The organism is Micromonospora sp. RB23, from assembly GCF_053585025.1.
On the sequence record NZ_CM132111.1, the window covers coordinates 6,060,193 to 6,085,387 of the forward strand.

Consider the following 25,195-nt stretch of genomic DNA (forward strand, 5'->3'; position numbering starts at 1 on the left):
GACGTCGATGCAACGGATCCTCCTCGGTGGAGCGTCGGTACCAGTGGAGACGCATTGACCACCGTCATGGTTGCATACCTGGTATGCAAAATTGGCGTCCAAAATATGACGGACCGACCAACCCGATCGGAGACCAGCCGGCATCATCGACCGGGTGACCTCCATGAAGGACCGGATGCTGGCGGGTGAGCCCTACCTCGCCGACGACCCCGAACTCGTCGCCGACCTGGACCGGGCCGCCCGCCTGATGGAACGCTTCAACACCAGCTCGGCGGCCGACCCGACGGCCCGGATCGCCGCCCTTCGCGACCTGCTCGGCGAGCTGGGCGACGACACCTGGATCCGGCCGCCGTTCTACTGCGACTACGGCTGGAACATCCGGATCGGGCCACGCACCTTCGTCAACTACCACGCCGTCTTCCTCGACGTCGCCCCGATCACCCTCGGCGCGGACGTCCAGGTGGGGCCGAACGTGCAACTGCTCACCCCGACGCACCCGGTGGAGTCCGGCCCGCGCCGCGACAAGTGGGAGGCCGCGAAGCCGATCACCATCGGCGACAACGCCTGGCTCGGCGGCGGAGCGATCGTTCTGGCCGGAGTCACGGTCGGCGCGAACACCGTGGTCGGCGCGGGCGCGGTGGTCACCCGGGACCTACCCGCCAACGTCGTCGCCGTCGGCAACCCGGCCCGGCCGGTCCGCGAACTCGACTGACCCGCACCGGCCCTAGGGGGCCGGCGCCTCCGGCAGGCGCACCACCAGGTCGGCGTGCACGGCCGTCGGGGCGATGCGAGCAGCGTTGATCTCGTCGCTGCCCAGCGCCCAGGCCCGGGCTTCCTCGGTCGACCGCCCGTACGCCTCGTGCCGGGCGGTCAACCGACGCTGGCGCAGCTCGGCGTCGAGGTCGAGGAACCACACCTCGTGCAGCAGCGTCCGGACCTCCTCCCAGGGGGCCTCCGGCACCAGCAGGTAGTTGCCCTCGGTCACCACGAGGCGAACCGACGGCGGCACCTCGATGGCCCCGGCCACCGGCTCCTCCACCTCACGGCGGAACTCCGGCGCGTACACCGAGGTCGGCTCCAGCCGACGCAGCCGGCGCAGCAACGAGGCGTACCCGTTGGCGTCGAAGGTGTCGATCGCGCCCTTGCGGTCGGCGCGACCCAACCGTTCGAGCTGCGCCTGGGCCAGGTGGAAGCCGTCCATGGGCACCAGCCGCGCGCTCGCTCCGACCTCGGCGACGATCCGCTCGGCCAGGGTGGACTTTCCCGCCCCGGGCGCCCCGGTGATGCCGAGCAGCTGCCGCGGGCCGGCGTCGGCCAGTGACCGCGCCCGCGCCACCAGTTCGTCGATGGCCAGCACCCGGGCCGGCGGCATCAGCCGAGCACCGGATCGCTGATCGTGAACCGCGCCTGCACCGCCGCCTGCACGAACTGGGGCTGCGGGTCCAGCTCCAGCTCGGGCACACCACCGCCTGCGCCGCCGCCACCGACGTCGAAGCCCGCGCGGGCGAACATCGGGCGGTCGGCCGGACCGGCGTCGGCCAACTCGACGAGCGCGGTGACGCGGGCGCCCAGCGCCTCGGCGTACTCCCGGGCGCGCAGCAGCGCGTCGCCGATCGCCGCGTGTCGCGCCTCGCGGTGCGCCGGGCTGTCCGGTCGTAGCTCCCACCAGGGGCCGGACACCTGGACCTGATCCTGGTCGGCCAGCCGGAGCATCAGCTCACCGAGGGCGGTGAAGTCCGTGACGGTGACCGTGGTGGTGACGCTGCCGAGCCAGCCCACCACGCGTTCGCCCGAGCGCTTGGTCTGCGGACGGACCCACAGGTCGCCGGTCTCCCGCCGGGACACCGCCGGCTCGGAGGAGTCCAGCAGCACCCGGACGGCGGCTGCCCCCTCGGCCAACTGGGTGAGCGTCGCCTCCCGATCCCGGCCGCGAGCCGTCACGGTGACCGCGAACCGGGCCAACTCCGGCGGCACCTCCCGGGTCGCCTCGCCGCGCACCTGCACCACCGGGCTGTCCGTCGCCATGCCTGTCAGCCTAGTCAGGCTGGTCAGCCAGCGGCAGCAGCGCCGGGTAGGAGACGACGTCCGGACCGACCCGGCAGCCCGTCAGATGACCGCCGGCAGCACCCAGCTCGCGCAGCCAGGCCACCTCCACGGTGTGGTCGCCGTCGGCCGGGAACCTCCGGTCCACCGGGGCGAACCGCCGATCCCGCAGCGCCGACCGCGCCGCGCCGGCCTGCTCGTACCGGGCGGTCAACCCCGTCGCGTCGGCGGACCGGAGCGCGTCCGCCAGCTCGTCCAGGAGTACGCGCACCTCGGCCAACTCGTCCAGCACCCGCGCGCGGTTGCCGAGCAGCATGTTGGCCGTCCGCTCAGCCGGCGTCCCGGCGACCCGGGTGCCGTCGGAGAAGCTGCCCGCGGCCAGCGCCAACACCGCGTCGCGCAGCGGCGACCGCTGCGTCGCACCGGCCAACGCGCCCGCCAGCAGGTGTGGAACGTGCGAGGCGAGCGCGGCCACCGAGTCGTGCGCGGACGGGGACATCGGCACCACCCGGGCGCCGAACAGCTCCACCAGGAACCCGGTGAGCCAGCGGAAGGCGAGCGTCCCCGCGCCCGGCGCCGGGCACAGCACCCAAGCGGCGCTGGCGAGCAGCGTCGGAGAGGCCGCCGCCAGGCCGGCGGACTCCGCGCCCGCCATCGGATGCCCGGGTACGAAGCGGTCGGTGAGCCCGAGCCGGTCGGCGGCCTCGGCGACCTCGACCTTGGTGCTGCCCACGTCGGTCAGCACACAACCCGACGCGGTCGTCTCGGCCACCTGCGCCAACGTCCGGGCGAGGGTCGGCAGCGGGCCGCAGAGGAAGACCAGGTCCCGACCGGCGGCGGCCTCCTCGACGGTGTCCGGGGCCGACACACCTGCTGACCGCGTGCGCTCCCGGGTCGCCGGATCGGGATCCCAGCCCGTCACGTCGAGGCCCGCGTCGCGCAGCCGCCACAGCACCGAACCGCCGATCAGACCGGTGCCGATGACGGCCACCCGCGTCCGGGCGTACGGCCCGCCGACCTCCCGGCCCGAGCCGTCCACCTCCGGGTCCGGCCCGGCGGCCCCGTGGCGCTGGTCGCCGGCCCTGTGGCGCTGGTTGCCCGCTGGCAGGACGGCCCCGGCGTCCGGCGTCGGGACGGTCGTGCCGTCGGTCATGGCCGGACGCCCCCGATCAGGCCCGCAGCCGACCGGCGACCGCGGCGACGTGCTCGTCGGACTCGGTCAGCGCCACCCGCACGTACCGCTGGGCGGCGGGCCCGTAGAAGACGCCGGCCGCGACCAGGATGCCGCGCCGGGCCAGCCAGTCGACGGTCTGCCAGCAGTCCTCGTCCCGGGTGAGCCAGAGGTAGAGACCCGCCTCCGAGTGCTCGATCGTGAAGCCGGCCTCGGTGAACGCTGCGCTCAACACCTCACGCCGGGCGCGGTAGCGCTCCCGCTGCTCGACGGCGTGTCCCTCGTCCTGCAAGGCGGCCACCATCGCGGCCTGCACCGGCGCGGGCACGATCATTCCGGCGTGCTTGCGGATCTTCAACAGCTCGGCGACCAGGGCCGGATCGCCGGCCACGAACCCGGCTCGGTAACCGGCGAGGTTGGACCGCTTGGAGAGCGAGTGCAGGGCCAGCACACCGGTGTGGTCGCCGCCGCTGACCTCCGGGGACAGCACCGAGACCGGCTCCGCCGACCAACCCAGCGGCAGGTAACACTCGTCGCTGGCGACCACCGCGCCGCGCTCCCGGGCCCAGTCGACGACCTTGCGCAGGTGCGCCGCGGGCAGCACCCGACCGGTCGGGTTACCGGGTGAGTTGATCCAGACCAACCGGACCCGCGAGGTCGGCCCGACCGAGGTGAGCGAGTCGGCGCGGACCACGGTGGCGCCGGCCAGCCGGGCGCCGTCCTCGTACGTCGGGTACGCGATCGACGGCACGACCACCACGTCACCGGGGCCGATGCCGAGCAGGGTCGGCAGCCAGGCGACCATCTCCTTGGAGCCGAGGGTCGGCAGCACGCCAAGACCGTCGACGCCCGTGCCACAGGCCCGGGCCACCCACGCGGCGATGGCGTCGCGGAGCGCCGGGGTGCCGGCGGTCAGCGGGTAGCCCGGCGCGTCGGACGCGTCGGCCAGCGCCTGACGGATCACCGCCGGGACCGGGTCGACCGGCGTGCCCATGGAGAGGTTGATCAGGCCATCCGGATGCGCCGCGGCCAGGGTGGCCGCGGCGTCCAGGGTGTCCCAGGTGAACTCGGGCAGCCGTGCCGAGACCGGCGCGGGCCGGTTCAGTGGCCCTCGCCGCGCGGCGGCTGCGCGGCGACGAAGGTGGCGTCCTTCTCCACCTTGCCGATCTTCGAAGCGCCCCCGGGCGAGCCCAGGTCCTCGAAGAACTCGTAGTTGGCGCCGGTGTAGTCCTTCCACTGCTCCGGGACGTCGTCCTCGTAGAAGATCGCCTCCACCGGGCAGACGGGCTCACAGGCACCACAGTCGACGCACTCGTCGGGGTGGATGTAGAGCATCCGGTTGCCCTCGTAAATGCAGTCGACCGGGCATTCCTCGATGCATGCCTTGTCGAGCACATCCACGCACGGCTCGGCGATGATGTAGGTCACCGGTCTTCTCCTCCGCAAGACGCGCCGCGATCTCCCGCGACGGTAAGAGCCTAGTATCTCGCCGGGGAGGGGGTCGATCGTGCTCCGACAGCAGGATGTGGGACATCGAATCGTGGTACGCCGGATTGTGGGGATTCGCGAAGGCCGCCCGCTGTTCTCCGACGCCCTCGGCGAGCTGGTCGAGCTGAGCGAGACCCATCTCACCCTCGCCACGGCGCAGGGCCCACTACGCGTACCGGTGGCGCAGGTGCACCGGGCCAAGCGCGTACCGCCGACCCGCCGGCCGACGGCCGCGGCGGTGGTGGCGCTCGAACGGGCCGCCGACGAGGCGTGGCCGGCCCCGACACGCGGCCGACTCGGCGACTGGCTGCTGCGCTCAGCCGAGGGCTGGACCGGCCGGGCCAATTCGGCGCTGCCGATCGGCGATCCCGACCGACCGTTGCCGGCGGCCGTGGACGCGGTCGAGCGCTGGTACGCGGAACGGGGCCAGCCGGCGATCATCAACACTCCGCTGCCGCTCGCGGCGCCGGTCGGCGCCGAGCTGGACGAGCGCGGCTGGAACACCCGCCCACCGACCCTCGTCCAGACCGCGCCGCTCCCCCTGCCAGCTCTCACGGTCACCGCTGCCCCCGCCGTCGACGCGGTCCTGGAGCTGGTGACCGCGCCGAGCGCGGACTGGCTCGCGGTCGCGGCCGGCCGCAAGGGCGGCCTACCGGACGCCGCCCGGCACGTGCTCACCGCCGTGGGCCAGGTGCGTTTCGCCCACGCGTACGTCGACGGCACGCTGACGGCGATCGGTCGGGCGACGGTGACCGGCCAGGGCCGTTGGCTGGGTCTCAGCCTGATCGAGGTGCTGCCGACCGCCCGCCGGCAGGGGCTGGCGCGACGCGTCATCGGCGCGCTGACCGCCTGGGGCGTGTCGGCCGGCGCGACACACGTGTTCCTCCAGGTGGAACAGCGCAACACGGCGGCCGTCGCGCTCTACCGGACGCTCGGCTTCGCGACCCACCACACCTACCTGACCCGCGTAGCCCCGCACTGACCCGCACCCCACCCCGCCCCCGCCCCGCCCCGCCGATCTTGCACTTTCTGCGGCGACAAAAAGGGGCATATCCCTCCATGCCGGCGACCGGAAGTGCAAGATCGGCGCGGGGTTCTCGCTCCGCGCGGGGTTCTCGCTCCGCGCGGGGTTCTCGCTCCGCGCGGGGTTCTCGCTCCGCGCGGGGTTCTCGCTCCGCGCGGGGTTCTCGCCCGGCGCGGGGTTCTGGCTCGGCGCGGGGCGGGCGGCCTCAGCGGCGGACCACCCGGCGGGGTTTCGCGGCCTTGACCTCGGCGTACCGCTTGAGCTGCTGCGAGCGGTAGTCGAGACCGAGGGCGGTCGCCACCAGGTAGCCGCCCAGCGTCCCGAGGCCGGTGGCCAGCAGGTAGAGCCAGATCTGGGCGAAGAACGTGCCCGCGCCACCGGCGAAGGGGTTGTGGCCGACGACCAGCGGCCCGACCAGCACGGTCAGAGCCATGGCGATCAGCACCACGACCGTCACGTCGGCCGCCCAGACGGCCAGCGGCCGGACGCGTCCCCAGCGGAAGGCGACCACGGCCAGGGTCAACCCGATCACCACGAACATCGCCAGTGAGACCCGGTCGGCCGCAGCGTCGTCGCTGTCGAAACCGAACCGGGTGATGAGCCGGGCGACCACGTTGACCGCGAAGAGCCCTCCCGCGAGCACCCCTATGGTCCGCCACCGTCTGTCCATCGCACGACCTCCTGCCGTACGCCCCTTACGCGGGGCCGCTTCCCTGGCAGGAATATCTACCACTCGTAGCTGTGTGACGTCACCAGGCGCGGAGCGTGGACGGTGGAGCGAGGATCTGCCGGAAACCCATCACGGCGAACGTCATCGCGCCGGCCACGATCATCGCCAGGCCGACCCAGTTGTCGCCGGCGAGCAGCAGGTCGCCCTCGGTGGTGCGGATGGCTGCCACCGCCATCAGGGCGAACCACGGCACCGCCGGCAGCGCCACCGCCCACCGGCGGCCGACCACCTCGTGCGCGAACCAGCTCAGCAGGACGTTCGCGCCGACCGCGAGCAGCGCCGAGACGCCGATGAGCTGCCCGCCGACCCGGAGGGTGGCGAGCAGCAACTCCAACACCCCCGTCACCACGCCGGCCACCACCACGACGATCGCACCGGCCACCCGTAGACCCAGGTCCAGCACTCGCGGCGGTGGCCCCGCCGGCGGCGGGGCGTCCTGGTCGTTCACGACCGACATCGGCGCGACGGGCAGCGTCACCGGAGACCGGCCGCCGCGACCGGGGAGCGGTCCGCGTCGGCCTCTCCGGTCAGCCCGGCGAAGAGGTCGTCCTCCCAGCCGTACGGGCCGAAGCCTGGACCCTTCGCGCCGACGGCGAGGGTGAAGAACTCCACGCCCATGAACTCGCCCCCGAAGTTGCCGGCGATGGAGTAGAGCCACGAGGTGGCCGGGATCTGGGTGGCGTGCGCCCGCATCGCCGCCTCCTTGGCCGCGTGCTGGTCGGTGCCGTCGATCCGGGCGGCGATCTGCTCGTCCGGGGTACCGAAGGGCAGCTCGGCCAGGTCCTGGATGCCGGCGAACGGATTGTCCGAGGATTCCGCGAAGTGCGACATGCCGGCCTCCAACACGCTGAGCGGCATGGCGGTCCAGTAGACCTTGGCCGGGGCGCAGCCCTCGCCGGCGGCCAGTTCGACGGCGCGCATCGCCACCCGGTGCGCCTGGATGTGGTCGGGGTGCCCGTAGAAGCCGTTCGGGTCGTACGTGAGGAGCACCTGCGGACGTACCTCTCGCATGATCTCCACGAGGTGCCCGGCGGCCTCGTCGAGGTCGGCCTGCCAGAAGGCCCGGGGGTGCTCGTTCGTCGCCAGGCCCATCATCCCCGAGTCGCGGTAGCGGCCGGCGCCGCCCAGGAAGCGGTGGTCGGCGACGCCGAGCGCCGCGCAGGCGGCGGCCAGCTCCGCGATCCGGTACCCGCCAAGCTGGTCGGCCTCGGCGGCGGCGAGCTGCGCGAGCTCCGGTACGTGGATCTCGCCCTCCTCGCCGAGCGTGCAGGTCACCAGCGTGACGTGCGCGCCGGCCGCGGCGTAGTGGGCCATGGTCGAGCCGGTGCCGATCGACTCGTCGTCAGGGTGCGCGTGGACCAGCAGCAGGCGGCGGTCGGGCAGCGTCGTCACGACGGTCACTCTAACCGGCGGTACGGCCCCGGAGTCGTTGGACGCGTCCGCCCAGGTCGGCCACATCACGCGCGGCGCGGCTCTACGATTTGGCCTGTGGACTTTCCGGAGCTGGCCGCCCGTACCCGCCGGTTCAGCCACGGCGCGCCTCGGGCCGTCTCCGTGGCCGCGGACGGCTCCCGGGTGATCTTCCTGCGCTCGGCCGGTCCGGAGGATCCGGCGGACGCGCTCTGGCTGCTGAACGTGGCGACCGGCGAGGAACAGCTGGTGGCCGACCCGGCGGCCCTGCTGGGCGACGACGGCGACGTCCGGGCGCTCAGCCCCGGTGAGCGGGCGCTGCGGGAACGGCTCCGGCTCAGCGCCGCCGGCATCGGCTCGTACGCGCTGGACGCGGCCGGCCGGGTGGCCGTGTTCGCGCTGGCCGGCCGTCTGTTCCGGGCCGACCTGGTGCACGGCGACGTGGTGGAGGTGGCCGCCGTCGGCCCGGTGCTGGACCCTCGACCGGACCCGACCGGCGAGCGCCTGGCGTACGTGACCGACGCGGCCGACGGCGTACGCCGGGGTGAGCTGCGGGTGATCGACGCCGACGGCACGGACACCCTGCTGGCGGGCGAGGACGCGGGTGTGAGCTGGGGGTTGGCCGAGCACATCGCGGCCGAGGAGTTCGGCCGGTACCGGGGCTACTGGTGGGCCCCGGACGGGCGCACGGTGCTCGCCGCCCGGGTGGACGAGTCCCGGCTGGACCGGTGGCACCTGCACGACCCGGCCGAGCCGGGCAGCCCGCCGACCGCCGTCGCGTATCCCCGGGCCGGCGGCCCGAACGCCGAGGTGAGCCTGCACCTGCTGGACCTCGACGACGGCTGGGTCGACGTGCACTGGGACCGCGAGACCTACCCGTACCTGACCGGGGTGAGCTGGGTCGAGGGCAGCCCGCTGATCACCGTGCTGCGCCGCTCGCAGCAGCACGGGCTGGTCCTCGCGGTGGACCCGCGTACGGGTGAGACGCAGGTCCACGCCGAGCTGGCCGACCCGCGCTGGGTGGAGCCGATCGCCGGTACCCCGGCGCACCTGCCGGACGGCCGGGTGCTGGTCGGCGGCGAGTTGGCCCACGACGGGTACGACGCGCGGTGCCTGTTCGCCGACGGCACGCTGCTCACCCCGCCATCGCTGTACGTGCGGCGGGTCGTCGGTCGGCTGCCGGCCGTCAGCGGTCCCGCCGACCTGCTGGTGGAGGCGAGCGACGGCGAGCCCAGCGAGCGGCACCTGTTCCGGGTCCGTACGACGATCGGCGGCGGGGTGGACGCCCGGCGTCTCACCACCGACTCGGGCTGGCACACGGCGGCCGTCGGCGGGGACGTGCTGGTGGTCGGGACGGCGTCGCTGGACCACGCCGGGGTGCGCTGGACCGTGTCGCGCGGCGGTCAGGAGCTGACCGAGCTGCGGTCGCTGGCCGCCGAGCCGCCGTACTCGCCGCTGCCGCTGCTGGAACGGGTGACCGACCGGCGGCTGCCGGCGGCGGTGCTCTACCCCGACAACCACGTGACGGGCCGGCGGCTGCCGGTGCTGCTGGACATCTACGGCGGCCCGGGCCACCAGGAGGTGGTGGCGGCGCGAGCCGCGTGGTTGGAGCGGCAGTGGTGGGCCGACGCCGGGTTCGCGGTGGTCACGATCGACAACCGGGGTACGCCGGGAGTGGCTCCCTCGTTCGAGAAGGCGATCCACCGGCGACTGGCCGACGTGATCCTGACCGACCAGATCGACGCGTTGACCGCGCTCGCCGGCAAGCACCCGGACCTGGACCTCGGCCGGGTGGCCGTACGTGGCTGGTCGTTCGGCGGGTGGCTGGCCGGGTTGGCGGTGCTGCGCCATCCGGAGCTGTTCAAGTGCGGCATCGCGGGCGCCCCGGTGACCGACTGGGCGCTGTACGACACCGCGTACACCGAGCGGTATCTCGGCCTGCCGGAGGACGGCATGGACGTGTACGCGCACCACTCGCTCATCGAGTTGGCCGCCGAGCCGGTCACCGGCCCGGACCAGGCCCGACCACTCCTGCTCGTACACGGCCTGGCCGACGACAACGTGGTGGCCGCGCACACGCTGCGGCTGTCGGCGGCGCTGCTGTCGACCGGCCGGCCGCACGCCGTGCTGCCACTCACCGGCGCCACCCACATGGCCGCGAACGGCACCGCCGAGCGGCTACTCCCACTGGAACTGGAGTTCCTGCGTACGCACCTGTGAGGGCGGGGCCGCCTCAACGCGGTCGCCGCATCAGGCGCTCAGCTGCTGGCTGAGGAACAGGGCGGCGCGGTCGAGCGCATGCTCCGCCTCGTCAAGTTGACCGATGAAGGACTGGAACACGTGCGGTACCCCGGCCGTGATGTCGAGGATGACGTCGACCTCGGCGTCACGGGCGCGTTCGGCGAGCCGTACCGAATCGTCGAGCAGCAGTTCGTTCGTTCCGACCTGTAGCAGCAGCGGCGGGAAGCCGGTCAGGTCGGCCAGGACTGCCGGGGCGAGCAGTTCCTGGTTCGGATCCTGCCCGCCGAGGTACAGCGCGCCCGTGTGAGCCATGCCCTCGCTGGTGAAGAGGGGGTCGACACCGGCCTTGGTCGCCATGCTCGCGCCCGTCCGGGTGTGGTCGAGACCGGGTGAGAACGCGACGATGGCGCCGGGCATCGGCAGTCCCGCCCTCTTGGCGGCGAGTGTGGTCGTCACGGACAGGCCACCACCGGCCGAGTCACCGGCGAAGGCGATGGACTGTGGGTTCACCCCGGCGTCCAGCAGCGCCTGGTAGGCGTTGAGGCAGTCCTCGATCGCGGCGGGGAACGGGTGTTCTGGCGCGAGCCGGTAGTCAAGTGACAGCGCGCGGAACCCGGTCCGGAGGACCAGGCTGGCGGTCAGCCCCATCGCCGTCTGCGGAGAGCCGACGGAGAACGAGCCGCCGTGGAAGTACAGGATGGTGCCCGGACGTGTTTCGCCCTCCGGTTCGACGAGCACCGCGGCCCGTTCGCCGAGCGTCGTGTCGGACGTGCGCACCTTCGGTACCGGGAACATCGCCATCAGCGCCGCGAAGTTGCTTCGCATCTGCTCGATCGGCAGCGGGGTGAAACCCTGAGTGCCGCGCCGCAGCATGGCGTCGATGGTTGCGCGCTGCGCCTTGCTCATGGTGGTACTCCTTCGAAGCCCTGCCGTAATGTACATGCCGTGGAAGATAATTTACCTGCCACGGCATGCAATGACCGCGCGATGGCGGCAACTGTGATGTTCTTCAGCGATCTTGTCCGGTGCGAGACCCGCCTGTACAACATCCTGAACGACCTGCAGCGGAGCCGGCACGGGATCGCCGCATCGCAGTTCGAGTTCCTGCGCCATCTACGCGCACACCCGGGCGCTCGCGTAGCCGACCTCGCCGAGTTCTTCGCCATCGGCGTCGGCGCGACCAGCAAAGGTGTCGACCGCCTCGAGGGACGGGGGTGGGTCAGGCGCATCCCCAACCCCGCGGACCGACGCTCCTCGCTGCTGGAACTCACCGACGCCGGCCGCGCCCTCGTCGACGACGCGGAGACCACCTTCGCGACCATCACCGAACTCATCCAGGCAGCACTCGGACCCGCACAGTTCGACGCCGCGGCGGACGCGCTGCGGACGCTGCGGGCCGCCCTCGAACGCGACAAGATCGGCAACCCGGTCGGTTGACCGTCCGCGGCTTCCGGGCGCGGGCGGCGTCGCCGTCGACGGCGCGCACCGCGGTCCCCTCGACGACGAAAGGCCCCCTTCCGACAGCCCTGTCGGAAGGGGGCCTTTCGCCCGGTCCTTGATCCGTGCGACGTGTGCCGCGAAAGCACTCAGCCCTTGGGGCTGGGGCCGAACCGGTTCGCTCCGGGCGTGCTGTCCTGAACGAAGAACACGATCAGGACGATGGCGCCCACGATCGGCACCAGGCCGATCAGCAGCCACCAACCCGTCTTGTCGGTGTCGTGCAGGCGTCGCACCCCGACAGCCAGCGACGGCAGCAGCAGCGCAAGGGAAACGACGAGACCGATGAAGCCGCTCGACGAACCGTCCACGAAGGTCAGTCCCAGCGCGTTGTCCAGGACGGAGGCGACGATGCTGACGAGGATGGTGAACAGGACGAACCACCAGTACTCAGACCGGCGGGCCCGACCTGCGAAGCCGACGTACTGACTGAGAACCGATTTGACGGCGGTACCAAAGGACATGACTATCTCCCGTTTTGTGAGGGGTTCTCGAGCGAGAGTAGCCAAGCGAATCAATGCCGCCCGGTCAACGGCCGAGCAGCCGAACAGCGGTAGCCACGGCGTCGGACTATCGCCGGAGATCGAGGGCTACAGGCTCCCCGACTCAGGCCAGTGGGACCAGTGTGTGTTCGGCTGCGCTGTGGGCGCGTAGAGCGTGAGATCACCGGTCGCCAGGACATCGGCGATCTGGCGGAACGTCTCGGACTGGCTGGGACATGAGCCGCCAGCCAGGTCAGGGTGGTGCCATTCGTCCAGCCGCAGTACCTCGGGCAGGTCGACGGGGATCCGGCGGCGCAGTTCCCGTTCGTCCGCCAGGAGAAGCTCGCGGTGGCGCGGAACGAGCCGACGCAGCACGTCGACCAACTCCTCGCCTGATTCACCGGCGACGGCGACGTCCTGACCGCGAAGCACCACGGGGCCTCCCCGGTACGTCTCCGGCTCGTCCGGATCCTCTATCTCGTCCCAGTTGTCGACCCGATCGAGGAAGTCGCCGTTGGCGGCGCCAGGTTCGCCGCTGGTCAGACAGTTGCCGAACACGTAGAGCACGTCGGTGAGGTTGCCGGCCCGTGGCGAGTAGCCGATCGTCTCGACGACGAGCGCCCATCGCCCCGCGTCACGGTATCCGTGCAGTCGGGCGTCGACGGCGTAGGAGTAGCCGTTGTCGAGATCGGGAAACCGGAACTCGTCGGCTGCGGCGTCGAGTTGTTCCAGGATGTCGGCCGGGCGCACAGCCGAGCACTGTAGTGCGTCAGGCGGCGAACGAAGCGTCCGTCCGTACGTCAGCCCCCTGGGCCTGATACCGATCCGGGGTGGACCGCCATGCTCACAGGACCCCGAGGTTGATGGCGAGCTGGATGATCGTGGGTGGGGCGTCCGGGTGGCGGGCGGCTTGGGCGAGGACGTTCCGCGCCCACGGCCGGTGGCGGATCTCGGCGGGCGCGATGCTGTCGGCCTGCACCAGAAGCCGGGCCGCGTTGCCGGGGTCGTTCGTCTGGAGGTGGGCGCGTGCCGCGTCGACGAGGTGTGCGGCGCGATGTTCGACCGGCAGCCACCGCCAGCCGTCCCGCTCGATCGCCTCCCGATGCCGGGCGACCGCCTGCGGACCGTCGCCCAACTCCACCGCCGCGGTGACCCGCGCCAGCTCGACGGCCGTCGGCCCAAACGCCGTCCGGTGATGGTCGTGTCCATCACCCACTCGAACGGCCAGCCCAGCGGCCTCCTCCAGCAGGTCACCGCTCCCCCGGTCATCACCCGCCCCGGCCGCCGTGAGGGCTGCTTGCACGAGCAGCGATCCGCACAGCGACATTTCCGCAGGTGTTTCCGGGGTGAGCTGGGAGGCGGCAGCCAGCAACACCGTTCTGGTCCGCGCCGATGGTCGCAGCACCTGACCAAGCTGCACCGCCGCGCAGGCCAGCAACACCGTGTCACCGGCAGCGGCGGACATCGCCCGGTCAGCGGCCAACCACGCCAGACTCTCCTCGCCCAGCTTGACCGGCAGCGCCGCCGTCACCCGGTACACCTCCACCACTGCTTCCCGCCCAGCCACCGGCTCCTGCGCGTCCACACGGTGAACCTCGGTGACCAGCGCGGGCAGCAGTTCGACCAGACGCGGGTATCGGGCGTACTGGTAGGTCATCCACGCCTGCCATACCTCCCGCGCCAGCCGGTCCGGCGACATCACCGCCCGGTCCGCCGCCGGGTAAGGAAAGAGCATGGGGTACGCGGACAACACTGCCCGAATCCGCGCGACGCCTTCGCGGCACTCGGCCACCCCGGCGGGCTGCGCATCCCGCCCGAGCAGCGCGGCGGGATCGACCCGCAGCACCGCCGCCATCTCCCGGCCCGAGTCGTCTCATCCACGGGTATCCGCTCCGCCTCAGCCTGCGCGAGCAACCGGCGTTTGGCCGCCTCCCGTTCGGCGGCGTCGATCTGCTCGCCCGCGTTGGGCAGCCCGTCGTCACGCTTGGACATGGTCACCTCGCTGCTGGGTGCATCGGCCGTTGCTGATCACGATGACGCCCATTGGTCGCCGGATGCGACGGCACAGGAAATGACATAAGGGATACATCAGAGGCGACATTTAGACGACATAGGGTTATCGTGGCGAACATGAACGCCCCGAATACCGCCTTGCGCTCGGTCCGTATCGGGATGCGCATGAGCCAGGACGACTTCGCCCGTGCGCTCCAAGCTGCCGGCCTCCGCATCGGCGAGCCCAACGACGCCAACAAGAGGCTCGTACAACGCTGGGAGGCGGGTGTGATCGCCGCGCCCCGGCCGGTGTACGCACGCGCCTTGGAGGTCGTTACCGGCCTACCGGTCTCGCTACTCGGCTTCGCCGCGATCCCCGACGGCCACGCGGTGGACGACCAGACCGGTGGCCACGACATGACCTCACCCATGTCCACTCTGGCCACCCCGACGCCCAAGCCACTCACGGTCCACAAGTCCTACGAGGGGGTGTGGCTCAGCCGCTACCAATACCACTCAAGCGGGCGAAGCCAATCATTCGCCGGCCAGCATTTCGTTGTCGTACTCCAGCACGGCGACCGCCTGACCGTGCGCAGTCTGCCCGCCTCAGCGGCCTCGTCGCTGTCGCTGGATCTCACCGTTGACGGCGGCGTGGTCACCGGGACGTGGGTGGAACAAACTGATCCCGCCGGCTACTACCGCGGAGCCCGGTACCACGGTGCCATTCAGCTTCTGGCGGAACCGACAGGCCGGCGGATGGCCGGAAAATGGGTCGGATTCGGCAAGGACATGGACGTCAACACCGGCCCATGGGAGCTGACCTTCCGCGATGCCTCCACCTCCAAGGCGACGCTCGACCGGTACAACACGTCACCTGAATAGGGCGGTCGGCCGGTTGCGGTCAGGCGCGATGCTCGGCAAGAGCCCTGGTGAACAGCGCGAGATAGCTGTCGTGCGTCAGGCGCAGTCCGCCAAGCTCGTCCTCGGTGAACCAGCCGATGGCATCGTGTTCGTCCGGCGCGGCGTTGACCGGGGATCCCGTCCACGCGTCGATCAGCCAGATCTGCATGTCGAACGTGTCGGTGTGCACCTCGTGCACGGGTGGCGCCGAGGGTACCGAGACATCGATGCCCACCTCCTCCCGAAGCTCCCGGGCGAGCGCCTCGCCCGGTAGTTCCCCGGGCTCGACATGCCCGCCGGGCATGTCCCACACGTCGGGGTACCACCGACGCTGCGGAGAACGGTGACACAGCAGCACCCGGTTCCCGTCGCGCAGCAGGCCGGTGACGATGCGTGCCTTGGCAGAGCTGTCCGCGGTGTTCGACACGGCCATATCGTGCCACCTGGCGCGGCTCAGCGGTGGGCGCGCGCCCACGCCCAAGATCGTCACAACATCGGGGTTGTTGCTGCCTGCGACGCGCACCAGGCGGCACCATCAGCGATCAGGAGAGGTCGCGCCGACTCGGCGGCCAGCGGTCGGTCCGCCACTCGTTCCAGGTTGTGAAACCGGCCGGTGGGTCGTCGACGGGTTCGGAGCCGTCGAGTTCGCCTGGCGTCGGGATGTCCATGCGGGCGGCCCACTCGGCGAGTTCCTCGTCGGACATGGGCCATGTCGTGTGGGGTGCGTCCGCCTGGCGCTGATCGAGCCGTTCGCCCTGCTCGGCAGGCGTGAGTTCGAAGTAGCGCAGTTCCACCCGCGCGCCGAGGTCCGCCGCGGCCTGCCGAAGGGCGCAACGCTCGTCCCGACCCCAGAGGCCGAAGTCGATCACGACGTTGTTGCCGAGTTCGAGGGCGCGCAGCCCGATCTCGATGAGCCGTCCCTCGATCACGTCCGAGGCCGCAGGCGGATTCTCGGCACCGTAGAGGGCCTTCACCCACTCGTCCTTGGTCAGTCGAAGTGCCTTCTGCTCGACCTCGATCCGCCGCGCGGCGGTGGTCTTTCCGGTACAGGGGAGTCCCACCGTCAGGAACAGTGTCGGTCGCGTCATCACGACTCCCGTACGGTCCAGCGTGCCCGGGTCTCCCAGACCGGCCTCTGCGGCTCGTCGTTGTGCACGACGAAGTCGACGTGGTCGATCGGGCGCACGGTGTCGACGTAGAGCTGTTGGGCGGGGATGTAACGCTTCCGCCAGCGCCGTTCGACATCGGCCCGGGATGACACCTGCCGCTCTCGGATCACGGCACGGTCCACCGTCGTCTCGATCGCGGTGGACACGAGGATGCGCAGCTCCCACCGGTCGAGCAGTTCCGGGCGCAGGAGAAAGACGCCGTCGAACACCAGCACGGCGTCAGCGGGTGCCGTCATCTTCGGCGGGGACAGCACGGCATCAGTGGCGTGGTCGTACACCGTGGATTGGAAGCTCCGATCGCCGCCGGGCCCGAGGGGGTCGAGCAGCACCCGGTTCAGTGCCGCACAGTCGTGGGTGTCGAAGTAGCAGCCTTCGGCCGAGTACTCGCCGCGCGGATAGCGTCGCGTCCGGGGAAAGAGGAAGTCGTCGATCGTCGCGCGGATGACGTAGCGGCCCTGACGTCGCAGGAACACGGCGAGTTCGTCGGCGAGGGTGGTCTTGCCGCTTGCTGGTGGACCGTCGACGGCAACCCGTACCGGGTGGGCGACATCGACGGACCCGACCGCCTTGGCGAGACGGCCGAGCAGCTCCGCACGGCGCGACCCCGGCCGCACCTCACTCACCGCAACTCGCAATCCTGGATCTGCCGCCAGAGCCTCATGTCAGTCGTCCTGGATGCGCCCGGTGGCGGGATCGACCATGGCCAGGAAGTCGCGGATGTTCTCTCTGTGCTCGTCGAGCGACAGGCCGAGAGTCGGACCGACGCCGAATCCGTAGCCGGGGTTCGGCCCGCTGAGCCACGTGTAGTCGGTGCCGTCGCACTCGTTCGGGCGGAGAGCGAACAGCTCTCCGTCGACGTCGACCGTGACCGACGTGGCGTCGTCCGTGGGTACGGGGCGCAGGCCCGGTACGGCGTCCCGATCGACATCGCCGTCATCTGGGTAGATCGGCTTCACCTGGCCATCTTCCCGCGAAATCGCCCGAACGGCAGGACCCGCTGTCGAAAGGGGCCCTACCCGCGGTACGACGACCTACGGCTTGCCGTACGCCCGCACTCCCAAGATCGCACTCGATCCAGGAACGAGTGGTATTCCCGGCGGCACGAAACCTCTGCCGCGAAGGGCTCGTCGCGAAAGGCGACATCGGTTACGGTCTCTGCAACAAACGCATGTGACAACGCGGGGGCCACCCTGATCGTTGAACCGGCGCCTGCCCGGACCGGCCGTCACATCACGGGAGGACAAGTTGTCGGATTATCCGAAGATGATCGTCCCGGTCGACCACATTGAGCCGGTGCCTCGCCGGATCCGAGCCTTCCTCGGCGGCGAGCAGGTACTGGAAACCACGCGGGCGTTGTACGTGTGGGAATGGCCGTTCTTCCCGCAGTACTACATCCCCGTCGACGACCTGAATCGCAACCTGTTGATCGAGGGCCAGGGCACCGAGGTGACCCCACGCGGGACCGCGCGGCTGCACGGGCTGCAGGTTGGCGAGACGATCCGTCCTTCGTGCGGGCGGTTGTACGGAGACGACGCGCTGGCCGGTCTGGCGAACACGATCCGGTTCGACTGGGCAGCCATGGATGCGTGGTTCGAGGAGGACGAAGAGGTCTTCGTGCACCCCCGCAACCCGTTCTCGCGGGTGGACGCGGTGCGTTCCACCCGCAGCGTCAGGGTGGAACTGGAAGGGGTCGTCCTGGCCGAGTCGACATCGCCGGTGCTGGTTTTCGAAACCGGTCTACCGCCCCGCTACTACCTCAACCGGACCGACGTGAACTTCCGGCACCTCGTGCCGTCGGCGACGAGGACCGCCTGCCCGTACAAGGGCCGGACCAGCGACTACTGGTCCGTCCGTGTCGATGACCAAACCCACCCGGACCTGGCCTGGTCGTACGACTTCCCGACCGCCGCTCTCCTGCCGATCGCCGGCCTGATCGCCTTCTACAACGAGAAAGTCGATCTCTTCGTCGACGGCGAGCGACTGAGCCGGCCGACAACGCCCTTTCACTGAACCAACGCACTGGATTGAAATCCGGCAAGGGTCCCCGCCCGACGCCGTTGTCGGGCGGGGACCCTTGGCTTTCCGCGGTGTGACCTACGGCTTCACGTACGCGTTGACGAACGACGGGTAGCCGAAGACGCTGGAGACGAAGACCCCGCCGGCCTTGGAGCCGTGCACGTGGTACGCCACGTCGACGTACATCGGCACCACCGGCGCGTGCTCCTTCATGATCCGCTCGTCGAGCTTGGCCCACTCCGGGCCCTGCTCGGACGGGGCGAGTGCCAGAATCCGGTCCATCTCGGCGTTGATCGTCGGGTCGTTGAAGTAGGACTGGTTGCTGTTGCCCTCGGCCTTGATGCTGCGGCCGTCGTACAGCACCGGCAGGATCGCCGCGCCGCTCGGCCAGTCCGCCGCCCAGTTACCGATGTACAGGTCCCACGGGTTGTCCTTCTTCTTGATCTCGTCGAGCTTCGCGTCGTCGGAGATGTTCCGCAGCGTGATCTTGAAGCCGGCGCGCTCCAGGTTGGCCTTGAGCTGGGCGCCCTGCTGCTGCTCGGTCGAGTTGTCGGCGACACCGAGGACCAGCTCCGGCGTCTGCCCGCCGAGCAGCTCCTTGGCCTTGGCGACGTCCCCGTTGGGGCCCGCCGGGTACGCCTCGTACGCCTTGTAGCCGATCGTGGCCGGCGGCATCAGCGTGGTCAGCGGGGCGGCGACGTTCTGGCCGCCGAGCGCCTTGACCATGCCCTCCCGGTCGATGGCGTAGTTGAGCGCCTGCCGGATCTTGAGGTCCTTGACCCGCTGGTTGTTGATGACGAGCTGGTTGGCGCTCGGCGTCGGCGAGAGGATGCTGCGCGACTTCAGCGCGGCGTCCTCGGCCACCTTGGCGACCAGTGAGGCGGGTACGGCGTTGAAGGCGAGCGCGCTCTGGTCGGCGCCGTTGTCGGCGATGACCCGGTTGTTGGCGGCGTCCGCGGTCGGGCCGAAACTCCAGACGAACTGGTCCGGGTACTGGTGCCGGACCGGGTCGGTGTTCGGGTCCCAGTTGGGGTTGCGGTCCAGCGTGATCTGGACGCCGACCTGGTTCTTGGCGACCTTGTAGGGGCCGGACGAGAACGGCTGCTTGTCCAGGTCGATGCCGGTGTCCTTGTCCGGGGGCAGCGGCGCGGTGGTCGGCAGCGACACGGCGAACGGCAGGTCACAGCGGGGCTTGGCGAACTCGAACCGCAGCGTCTTCGCGTCCGGCGTGGTCAGGCCGGGCGGCAGGGACGTCTTGTTCTTCTTGAAGTCCCACTTGGTGTCGAACTGCGGGGTGTCGGCCAGCCACTCCTGGAGGTAGGTCGGGCCACCGGAGAGGTCGGGGTCGAAGGAGCGGGCGATGCCGTACGCGATCTCCTTGGAGGTGATCGGTCGGCCGTCCTCGAACTTCACCCCGTCCTTGACGGTGAATTCCCAGACCTTGCAGTCGTTGTTGACGTTCTTGCCCGGCGTCTCGGCGAGGTCACCGACGAGGACCAGGCCGCCCTTGCCGTCGTCCTTCCAGGTGGTCAGGTAGCGCGCGAAGAGCGGGTTCGTCATGAGCCCGGCGAACGAGTACGTCCGCTGCGGGTCGAGGTGGGAGATCGGCGACTCCCGGATGATGGTGAAGGTGCCGCCCTTCGCGGCGCCGCTCACCTCGGCCGCCGGCCCCTGCGAGTCCTTGGGGTCGGTCGCGATGACCCCGCTCTGCTGCCGGTTGGTGTCCACCGTGGTGCCCTCGCCCGTGTTCTTCGAGCACGCACCCAATGTCACAACCAGAGCGATCGCGCCGCCTGCGGCAACCGCCACGCGTGGTCGCATGAAGTACCTCCTTCACCCATGTGCCGTGCGGTTCCGTCGGGGCGGGAACCGCCGACGTCCCGAGGATCGTAAGGAAGAAAACCTACGAGTTGTGTAACAGTTGTCGATAAATTTTGCCAGCAGCCACGCGCGGGACGGCTAATGGCTCAGCGCAGCCGGACCCTCGGGTCGATGGCCGCGTACAGCAGGTCCACCAGCACGTTCGCCAGCACCACGAAGACGGCTGCGATCAGCACGGTGGCCATGATGGTGGGCAGATCCCCCGAGCGCACGGCGTCCACCGCCGTACGCCCCAGCCCCTGGATGCCGAACGTCGTCTCGGTGATCACCGTGCCGCCCAGCGCCCCACCCACGTCGAGCCCCGCGATCGTCACCACCGGGGTGATCGCCGCGCGCAGCGCGTGCCGCCCGTACACCGTGGGTTTTGCCAGGCCCTTGGCCCGCGCGGTCCGGACGAAGTCCTCGGACAGCGTCTCCAGCATCTGCGCCCGCGACAGCCGGGCGTAGATCGCCGAGAACAGGAAGGCCAACGACACCCAGGCGAGCACCAGCCCACTGGCCCACTTCGCCGGATTGTCGAACAGGGACGTGTAGCTGGGCACCGGCAGCCACCGCAGGTTGTAGACGAACACCAGCAGCAGTACCGCGCCCACGAAGTAGAGCTGCAACGACGCGCCGGTGAGCGAGAAGCCGATGGCCGCCCGGTCCAACCAGGTGCCCCGGCGCAGCGCCGAGACCATGCCCAACCCCACGCCGAGCAGCAGCCAGAGGACCGCCGCCGGGATGACGATGCTCAGCGTCACCGGCAGCACCCGGGCGATGGTGTCCGAGACGGCCTCGTTGGTGACGTACGACCAGCCCAGGCAGGGCGCGTCACATCGGCCGCCCTGGGCGCTGCCCAGGTCCCGACCGGTGACGATGCCCTTCATGTAGCCGGCGTACTGGCTGACCAACGGGTCGTTGAGGCCCAGGTCGTCGCGGACCCGTTCCAGCCGCTCCGCGTTGCAGTTCTTGGAGCAGATGCTGCTCACCGGGTCGCGGGGCAGGGCGAAGAACATCAGGAACGTCAACACGCTCACCGCGAACAGGGTCAGCGTGGCGGAGAAGAGTCGCTTGATCAGAAATCGCGCCATGATGTGGACCCCTACCGGGACGACTTCGGATCGAGCGCGTCCCGCAACGCGTCGCCGAAGAGGTTGAAGGCGAACACCAGCGCGAAGATCGTGATGCCCGGAAAGAACACGTACGCCGGGTCGGTCTGAAGGAAGTCCAGACTGCGGTAGATCATCCGGCCGAAGCTCGGCGTCTCGTCGCTGAGGCCGACGCCGATGAACGACAGCGCCGCCTCGCTGGTGATGAACTGCGGCACCGCCAAGGAGAACGACACCAGGATCGGCGCCCAGATGTTCGGCAGGAGCTGCCGGAAGATGATGTGCCCCAGCCCGGCGCCGCTGGCCTTGGCGGCCTCCACGAACTCCCGCTCGCGCAGCGCGATCACCTGCCCGCGTACCAGCCGTGCCGTGCTGGTCCAGCCGAAGATCGCGAAGACGGCGATCAGCACACCCACCCCGAACGCGGACGACACCTGCCCCCGCTCGCCGTAGAAGCGCAGCGTGATCGTGGGGGTGAGCGCCAGCGCGATGATCAGGAACGGCATGGCCAGGGTCAGGTCGGTGATCCAGTTGATCACCGCGTCGAGCCAGCCGCCGAGGTAACCCGCCAGCGCGCCGAGCGCGATGCCGATCGCCGCCGTGATCAGGGCCGCGGCGAACGCGATGAACAGTGACGTGCGCAGCCCGTAGATCAACCGGATGAAGATGTCCCGGCCCAGCCCCGGCTCCAGGCCGAACCAGTGCTGCCCGGTCACCCCGCCGACGTAGCCGAGCGGCATGCCGAAGCCGTCGAGCAGGTTCTGGAACTGCTCGCGCGGCCCCACGCCGTAGACCATCTCGATCAGCGGGGCGGACAACCCCAACACCATGAAGAACACCAGGAGTACGCCGCTGACCACCGCCGTACGGTCGCGGCGCAACCGCATCCAGGCGAGCTGACCGGGCGAACGACCGACGACGCCCTTCACCTCCGGTCCGGCCGCGTCCGAGCCGGACTCGATCTCGGCCAGCGCCACACCCTCCACCGGGGACAGGCTCACGACGACACCTCCTCGACGATCGGGGCCGCCACGTCGGGGCTCGGGCTGGGCGGTTCCGGGAAGTGACACGCGGTGGCCTGCCGACCGCCGTCGCGCGGCACCAACGCGGGCTCCTCGGTGGCGCAGACGTCCTGCGCCTTCCAGCAGCGGGTCCGGAACCGGCAGCCCGACGGCGGGTCGAGCGGTGTCGGCACGTCGCCGGTCAGCCGGATCCGGCCCGCCGGACCGAGCTGCGTGACGTCCGGGATCGCCGAGAGCAGAGCCCGGGTGTACGGGTGCTGCGGGCGCTCGTAGATGTCCTCCCGATCACCGATCTCGACGATCCGGCCCAGGTACATGACCGCGACCCGCTGACAGAAGTGCCGGACCACGGCCAGGTCGTGCGCGATGAACACGAACGCCAGCCCGAGTTCCTTTTGCAGGTCACGCAGCAGGTTGACGACCTGCGCCTGGATCGAGACGTCCAGCGCGCTCACCGGCTCGTCGGCGACGATCAGCTTCGGTCGCAGCGCCAGCGCGCGGGCGATGCCGATGCGCTGGCGCTGCCCGCCGGAGAACTCGTGCGGATACCGGTTGTAGTGCTCCGGGTTCAACCCGACCAGCTCCAGCAGCTCCTGCACCCGCGCCTTGATCCCGCCGGGCGGCTTGATGCCGTTCACCTGCAACGGCATCGCCACGATCCGACCGACCGTGTGCCGGGGGTTCAACGACGCGTACGGGTCCTGAAAGATGATCTGGAGTTCCTGCCGCAGCGGGCGCAGCTCGCGCCGGCCCGCGTGGGTGATGTCCCGCCCGGCGAACTCGATGCTGCCGCTCGTCGGCTCCAGCAGCCGCACCAGCATCCGGCCGGTGGTCGTCTTGCCGCAGCCCGACTCCCCCACCAGGCCGAGCGTCTCGCCGGGTCGTACCTCGAAGTCGAGCCCGTCGACCGCGCGCACGGTGCCGGTGGCGCGCAGTCCCTGCCGTACCGGGAAGTGCTTGGTCAGCCCGCGTACCCGCAGCAGTGGTTCGTCGCTCATCGGGCCACCCCCACGGATGCCACGTTCTCGGCGTAGATCGCGGCGCGCTCCTCGGCGCTCAGGTGGCAGGCGACCAGGTGGCCGTCGCCGCCCGCCGCCCGCAGCTCGGGCACCTCGACACGGGACCGGTCGCCGACCCGGTCGTCGTACCGGCAGCGCGGGTGGAAGGCGCACCCGGACGGCAGGTTGATGAGGCTGGGCGGATTGCCGGGGATCGGCACCAGGTCCGCGTCCGCGTCGCCGTGCAGCGACGGCACGCTGGAGAGCAACCCCCAGGTGTACGGATGCTGCGGCGAGCGGAGCACCTGCTCCACGCTGCCGTGCTCCACGGCCCGCCCGCCGTACATGACCAGCACCTCGTCGGCGACCTGGCCGACCACGCCGAGGTCGTGCGTGATCAGGATGATCGCGGAGTGGAACTCGGCCTGGAGGTCGGCGAGCAGGTCGAGGATCTGCGCCTGCACGGTGACGTCCAGCGCGGTCGTCGGCTCGTCGGCGATCAGCAGCGCCGGGTCGTTGACCAGCGACATCGCGATCATCGCCCGCTGGCGCATGCCGCCGGAGAACTCGTGCGGGTACGCATCGAAGCGGCGGTCGGGCTGCGGGATGCCGACCCGGTCCAGCATGTCCACCGCCCGCTGGCGGGCCTCCCGCCGACCGACCTTCGGGTGGTGCACCTGGTACGCCTCGGCGATCTGCCGGCCGACGGTGTAGTACGGGTGCAGCGCGGACAGCGGATCCTGGAAGACCATCGCCATCTCCCGGCCGCGCAGCCGGCGTACCTCCTCGTCGGGCAGACCGACGAGCTGCCGGCCGCCGACGGAGATCTCCCCGGTGATCGTGGCCCGCTTGGGATCGTGCAGACCGAGGATGGCCAGTGACGTGACGCTCTTGCCGGAGCCGGACTCGCCGACGATGCCGAGCGTGCGTCCCCGCTCGACGGCGAAGGAAACCCCGTCGACCGCGCGCACCACGCCGTCGGAGGTGTCGAACCGGACCCGCAGGTCTCGCACCCGCAGGTAGGCATCCGAGCTGTCCACGGCACCTCCCTCAGTGACGAAGAGAACTTACAGCAATGTCCAGAGGGTGAAAATAAGCTACAAGTTCGGCACGTGTCAGCGGGCCCGAGCGTAACGAGTCCGCATCAGCCCCGCACGCCCCGCGCCCCGCGCCCGCGCCCGCGTCCGCGCCCGCGCCCGCGCCCGCGTCCAAGATCCGCACAACATCCCCGAAGTTGCTGCCTCAGCCGCGCCTGCGACAGCAACATCCCCGATACTGCGCAGATCTTGACGACGAACCCACCCCACCGTCGTCAAGGTCATGCTCGAACCAGGATGTAGTGGTCTCGATGCGCCGGGAGACCATTACATCCACGATCGAGCGCGATCTTGACGGATCACCAGCCCGAGCCGCATCCATGCGTGCTCGCACCACAAGTGCGACCTCAGCGGGCGGGAATGAGGTGCGCTGGTCAGGTGATAGCCACCGGCATTCTTGGCCACGGCCTGCCGTGGACTGAGTCGGACTACCTCGCTCTCGGCGAGACGGCCGAACGGATCGAACTCCTCGATGGCGGCCTGCTCATCGAACCGCCGCCGTCTGTACGACACCAGGTCATCTTCGGTGCGCTCGCAGCCGCGCTGACACCGGGCTGCGTAGCGGCGGGTCGCATCCTGCTGCCGGTGGTCAACCTACGACTCAACACCAGTCGGATCCTCAACCCCGACCTCGTTGTGACGGCAGAGCTGGACCTCACGGCCGACTGTGTGCCGGCGAGCGCGGTCCTGCTGATTGGCGAGATCACCGCGCCTCACACCGTCGTCATCGACCGCCTGCTGAAACCACATGTCTACGCCGCGGCCGGCATCGAGTGGTATCTCCTCGTCGAGCAGGAATCGCTGACCCTGCGCCTTCATCGGCTGGAGGGCTCGCGATACGTGCAGCGGTCGGCGACCAGGATCGGCGAGGTGTTGGAACTGACCGAGCCGGTACGGGCCACGATCCGGCCGGAAGAACTTCTTCCCTGACGGGTGTCGGTCG

At 70.4% G+C, this 25,195-nt stretch carries 28 protein-coding genes; 7 read left to right on the forward strand and 21 right to left on the reverse strand.

Annotated features, from left to right (window positions below; genetic code table 11):
- Positions 1 to 154: 154 nt before the first annotated feature.
- Positions 155 to 712: a sugar O-acetyltransferase gene (locus ACTFTM_RS27570; RefSeq protein ID WP_449563294.1), complete on the forward strand. Its 558-nt coding sequence runs from the start codon at positions 155 to 157 to the stop codon at positions 710 to 712.
- A gap of 12 nt (positions 713 to 724) precedes the next feature.
- On the opposite strand, the gene ACTFTM_RS27575 is transcribed toward ACTFTM_RS27570, so the two are convergent.
- The 5 genes from ACTFTM_RS27575 to fdxA are packed head-to-tail and all read right to left on the reverse strand — an operon-like array spanning position 725 to position 4,642.
- Positions 725 to 1,372: a nucleoside/nucleotide kinase family protein gene (locus ACTFTM_RS27575; protein ID WP_449563295.1), complete on the reverse strand. Its 648-nt coding sequence runs from the start codon at positions 1,370 to 1,372 to the stop codon at positions 725 to 727.
- The gene (locus ACTFTM_RS27580) at positions 1,372 to 2,025 is read right to left on the reverse strand and encodes an SIMPL domain-containing protein (RefSeq protein ID WP_449563296.1); all 654 of its coding nucleotides are present in this window, start codon (positions 2,023 to 2,025) and stop codon (positions 1,372 to 1,374) included. Before ACTFTM_RS27580 ends, ACTFTM_RS27575 begins: the two co-directional genes overlap by 1 nt.
- Before the next feature lie 10 nt (positions 2,026 to 2,035).
- A complete protein-coding gene (locus tag ACTFTM_RS27585) occupies positions 2,036 to 3,196 on the reverse strand; it encodes a prephenate dehydrogenase (RefSeq protein WP_449563297.1) in 1,161 nt (386 codons plus the stop codon).
- A gap of 16 nt (positions 3,197 to 3,212) precedes the next feature.
- A complete protein-coding gene (gene dapC / locus ACTFTM_RS27590; protein WP_449566751.1) occupies positions 3,213 to 4,319 on the reverse strand; it encodes a succinyldiaminopimelate transaminase in 1,107 nt (368 codons plus the stop codon).
- Positions 4,316 to 4,642 carry a ferredoxin gene (fdxA, locus tag ACTFTM_RS27595; protein WP_007464872.1) on the reverse strand — a complete coding sequence of 109 codons (327 nt, stop codon included), beginning with the start codon at positions 4,640 to 4,642 and terminating at the stop codon, positions 4,316 to 4,318. Before fdxA ends, dapC begins: the two co-directional genes overlap by 4 nt.
- Positions 4,643 to 4,721: 79 nt before the next feature.
- On the opposite strand from fdxA, the gene ACTFTM_RS27600 reads away from it, so the two are divergent.
- Positions 4,722 to 5,684 (forward strand): GNAT family N-acetyltransferase, encoded by a 963-nt coding sequence (locus tag ACTFTM_RS27600; protein ID WP_449563298.1) that lies wholly within the window; start codon positions 4,722 to 4,724, stop codon positions 5,682 to 5,684.
- Between the two features lie 247 nt (positions 5,685 to 5,931).
- On the opposite strand, the gene ACTFTM_RS27605 is transcribed toward ACTFTM_RS27600, so the two are convergent.
- The 3 genes from ACTFTM_RS27605 to mshB all read right to left on the reverse strand — a co-directional run bounded on the left by ACTFTM_RS27605 (position 5,932) and on the right by mshB (position 7,857).
- Positions 5,932 to 6,396 (reverse strand): hypothetical protein, encoded by a 465-nt coding sequence (locus ACTFTM_RS27605; RefSeq protein ID WP_449563299.1) that lies wholly within the window; start codon positions 6,394 to 6,396, stop codon positions 5,932 to 5,934.
- A 79-nt stretch (positions 6,397 to 6,475) separates the two neighbouring features.
- Positions 6,476 to 6,913 (reverse strand): hypothetical protein, encoded by a 438-nt coding sequence (locus tag ACTFTM_RS27610; RefSeq protein ID WP_449563300.1) that lies wholly within the window; start codon positions 6,911 to 6,913, stop codon positions 6,476 to 6,478.
- Between the two features lie 17 nt (positions 6,914 to 6,930).
- Positions 6,931 to 7,857 carry an N-acetyl-1-D-myo-inositol-2-amino-2-deoxy-alpha-D-glucopyranoside deacetylase gene (gene mshB, locus ACTFTM_RS27615; protein WP_449563301.1) on the reverse strand — a complete coding sequence of 309 codons (927 nt, stop codon included), beginning with the start codon at positions 7,855 to 7,857 and terminating at the stop codon, positions 6,931 to 6,933.
- Positions 7,858 to 7,944: 87 nt separating this feature from the next.
- Here mshB and ACTFTM_RS27620 point away from each other — a divergent pair, with 87 nt between their 5' ends.
- Positions 7,945 to 10,086, forward strand: coding sequence for a prolyl oligopeptidase family serine peptidase (locus ACTFTM_RS27620; protein WP_449563302.1), 2,142 nt, complete (start codon positions 7,945 to 7,947; stop codon positions 10,084 to 10,086).
- 30 nt (positions 10,087 to 10,116) lie between these two features.
- On the opposite strand, the gene ACTFTM_RS27625 is transcribed toward ACTFTM_RS27620, so the two are convergent.
- On the reverse strand, positions 10,117 to 11,013 hold the full coding sequence (locus tag ACTFTM_RS27625) for an alpha/beta hydrolase (protein WP_449563303.1): 897 nt from the start codon (positions 11,011 to 11,013) through the stop codon (positions 10,117 to 10,119).
- Between the two features lie 81 nt (positions 11,014 to 11,094).
- Here ACTFTM_RS27625 and ACTFTM_RS27630 point away from each other — a divergent pair, with 81 nt between their 5' ends.
- On the forward strand, positions 11,095 to 11,544 hold the full coding sequence (locus ACTFTM_RS27630) for a MarR family winged helix-turn-helix transcriptional regulator (protein WP_449563304.1): 450 nt from the start codon (positions 11,095 to 11,097) through the stop codon (positions 11,542 to 11,544).
- Between the two features lie 149 nt (positions 11,545 to 11,693).
- On the opposite strand, the gene ACTFTM_RS27635 is transcribed toward ACTFTM_RS27630, so the two are convergent.
- The 3 genes from ACTFTM_RS27635 to ACTFTM_RS27645 all read right to left on the reverse strand — a co-directional run bounded on the left by ACTFTM_RS27635 (position 11,694) and on the right by ACTFTM_RS27645 (position 13,932).
- Entirely contained in the window at positions 11,694 to 12,068 is a 375-nt protein-coding gene (locus ACTFTM_RS27635) for a DUF805 domain-containing protein (protein WP_449563305.1), read from the reverse strand.
- A 126-nt stretch (positions 12,069 to 12,194) separates the two neighbouring features.
- Positions 12,195 to 12,836, reverse strand: a complete 642-nt coding sequence (locus ACTFTM_RS27640; RefSeq protein WP_449563306.1) for a DUF7003 family protein — start codon at positions 12,834 to 12,836, stop codon at positions 12,195 to 12,197.
- 94 nt (positions 12,837 to 12,930) lie between these two features.
- Entirely contained in the window at positions 12,931 to 13,932 is a 1,002-nt protein-coding gene (locus ACTFTM_RS27645; RefSeq protein ID WP_449563307.1) for a helix-turn-helix domain-containing protein, read from the reverse strand.
- A 284-nt stretch (positions 13,933 to 14,216) separates the two neighbouring features.
- On the opposite strand from ACTFTM_RS27645, the gene ACTFTM_RS27650 reads away from it, so the two are divergent.
- Entirely contained in the window at positions 14,217 to 14,960 is a 744-nt protein-coding gene (locus ACTFTM_RS27650; protein ID WP_449563308.1) for an XRE family transcriptional regulator, read from the forward strand.
- A 19-nt stretch (positions 14,961 to 14,979) separates the two neighbouring features.
- Here the strand turns inward: ACTFTM_RS27650 and ACTFTM_RS27655 are convergent, their stop codons facing one another.
- From ACTFTM_RS27655 to ACTFTM_RS27670, 4 genes are read right to left on the reverse strand one after another with little or no spacing between them, the layout of a single operon-like run.
- Positions 14,980 to 15,501, reverse strand: a complete 522-nt coding sequence (locus ACTFTM_RS27655; protein WP_449563309.1) for an NUDIX domain-containing protein — start codon at positions 15,499 to 15,501, stop codon at positions 14,980 to 14,982.
- A 19-nt stretch (positions 15,502 to 15,520) separates the two neighbouring features.
- Positions 15,521 to 16,066 carry an ATP-binding protein gene (locus ACTFTM_RS27660; RefSeq protein ID WP_449563310.1) on the reverse strand — a complete coding sequence of 182 codons (546 nt, stop codon included), beginning with the start codon at positions 16,064 to 16,066 and terminating at the stop codon, positions 15,521 to 15,523.
- Positions 16,066 to 16,770 (reverse strand): uridylate kinase, encoded by a 705-nt coding sequence (locus ACTFTM_RS27665; protein ID WP_449563311.1) that lies wholly within the window; start codon positions 16,768 to 16,770, stop codon positions 16,066 to 16,068. Before ACTFTM_RS27665 ends, ACTFTM_RS27660 begins: the two co-directional genes overlap by 1 nt.
- A 39-nt stretch (positions 16,771 to 16,809) precedes the next feature.
- Positions 16,810 to 17,103 carry a hypothetical protein gene (locus ACTFTM_RS27670; protein WP_449563312.1) on the reverse strand — a complete coding sequence of 98 codons (294 nt, stop codon included), beginning with the start codon at positions 17,101 to 17,103 and terminating at the stop codon, positions 16,810 to 16,812.
- Between the two features lie 241 nt (positions 17,104 to 17,344).
- On the opposite strand from ACTFTM_RS27670, the gene ACTFTM_RS27675 reads away from it, so the two are divergent.
- The gene (locus tag ACTFTM_RS27675; RefSeq protein WP_449563313.1) at positions 17,345 to 18,157 is read left to right on the forward strand and encodes a DUF427 domain-containing protein; all 813 of its coding nucleotides are present in this window, start codon (positions 17,345 to 17,347) and stop codon (positions 18,155 to 18,157) included.
- A gap of 84 nt (positions 18,158 to 18,241) precedes the next feature.
- Here ACTFTM_RS27675 and ACTFTM_RS27680 read toward each other — a convergent pair whose 3' ends face one another.
- From ACTFTM_RS27680 to ACTFTM_RS27700, 5 genes are all read right to left on the reverse strand, one after another.
- Positions 18,242 to 19,984, reverse strand: coding sequence for an ABC transporter substrate-binding protein (locus ACTFTM_RS27680; RefSeq protein ID WP_449563314.1), 1,743 nt, complete (start codon positions 19,982 to 19,984; stop codon positions 18,242 to 18,244).
- 146 nt (positions 19,985 to 20,130) lie between these two features.
- Positions 20,131 to 21,117 carry an ABC transporter permease gene (locus ACTFTM_RS27685; RefSeq protein WP_449563315.1) on the reverse strand — a complete coding sequence of 329 codons (987 nt, stop codon included), beginning with the start codon at positions 21,115 to 21,117 and terminating at the stop codon, positions 20,131 to 20,133.
- Positions 21,118 to 21,128: 11 nt separating this feature from the next.
- Positions 21,129 to 22,136, reverse strand: a complete 1,008-nt coding sequence (locus ACTFTM_RS27690; protein WP_449563316.1) for an ABC transporter permease — start codon at positions 22,134 to 22,136, stop codon at positions 21,129 to 21,131.
- Complete coding sequence (locus tag ACTFTM_RS27695; protein WP_449563317.1) at positions 22,133 to 23,155, reverse strand: ABC transporter ATP-binding protein; 1,023 nt, start codon at positions 23,153 to 23,155, stop codon at positions 22,133 to 22,135. The genes ACTFTM_RS27690 and ACTFTM_RS27695 overlap by 4 nt, the downstream gene beginning before the upstream one ends.
- Positions 23,152 to 24,195, reverse strand: a complete 1,044-nt coding sequence (locus tag ACTFTM_RS27700; RefSeq protein ID WP_449563318.1) for an ABC transporter ATP-binding protein — start codon at positions 24,193 to 24,195, stop codon at positions 23,152 to 23,154. The genes ACTFTM_RS27695 and ACTFTM_RS27700 overlap by 4 nt, the downstream gene beginning before the upstream one ends.
- A gap of 435 nt (positions 24,196 to 24,630) precedes the next feature.
- Between ACTFTM_RS27700 and ACTFTM_RS27705 the strand changes: the two genes are divergently transcribed.
- The gene (locus tag ACTFTM_RS27705) at positions 24,631 to 25,182 is read left to right on the forward strand and encodes a Uma2 family endonuclease (protein WP_449563319.1); all 552 of its coding nucleotides are present in this window, start codon (positions 24,631 to 24,633) and stop codon (positions 25,180 to 25,182) included.
- Positions 25,183 to 25,195: the final 13 nt, after the last annotated feature.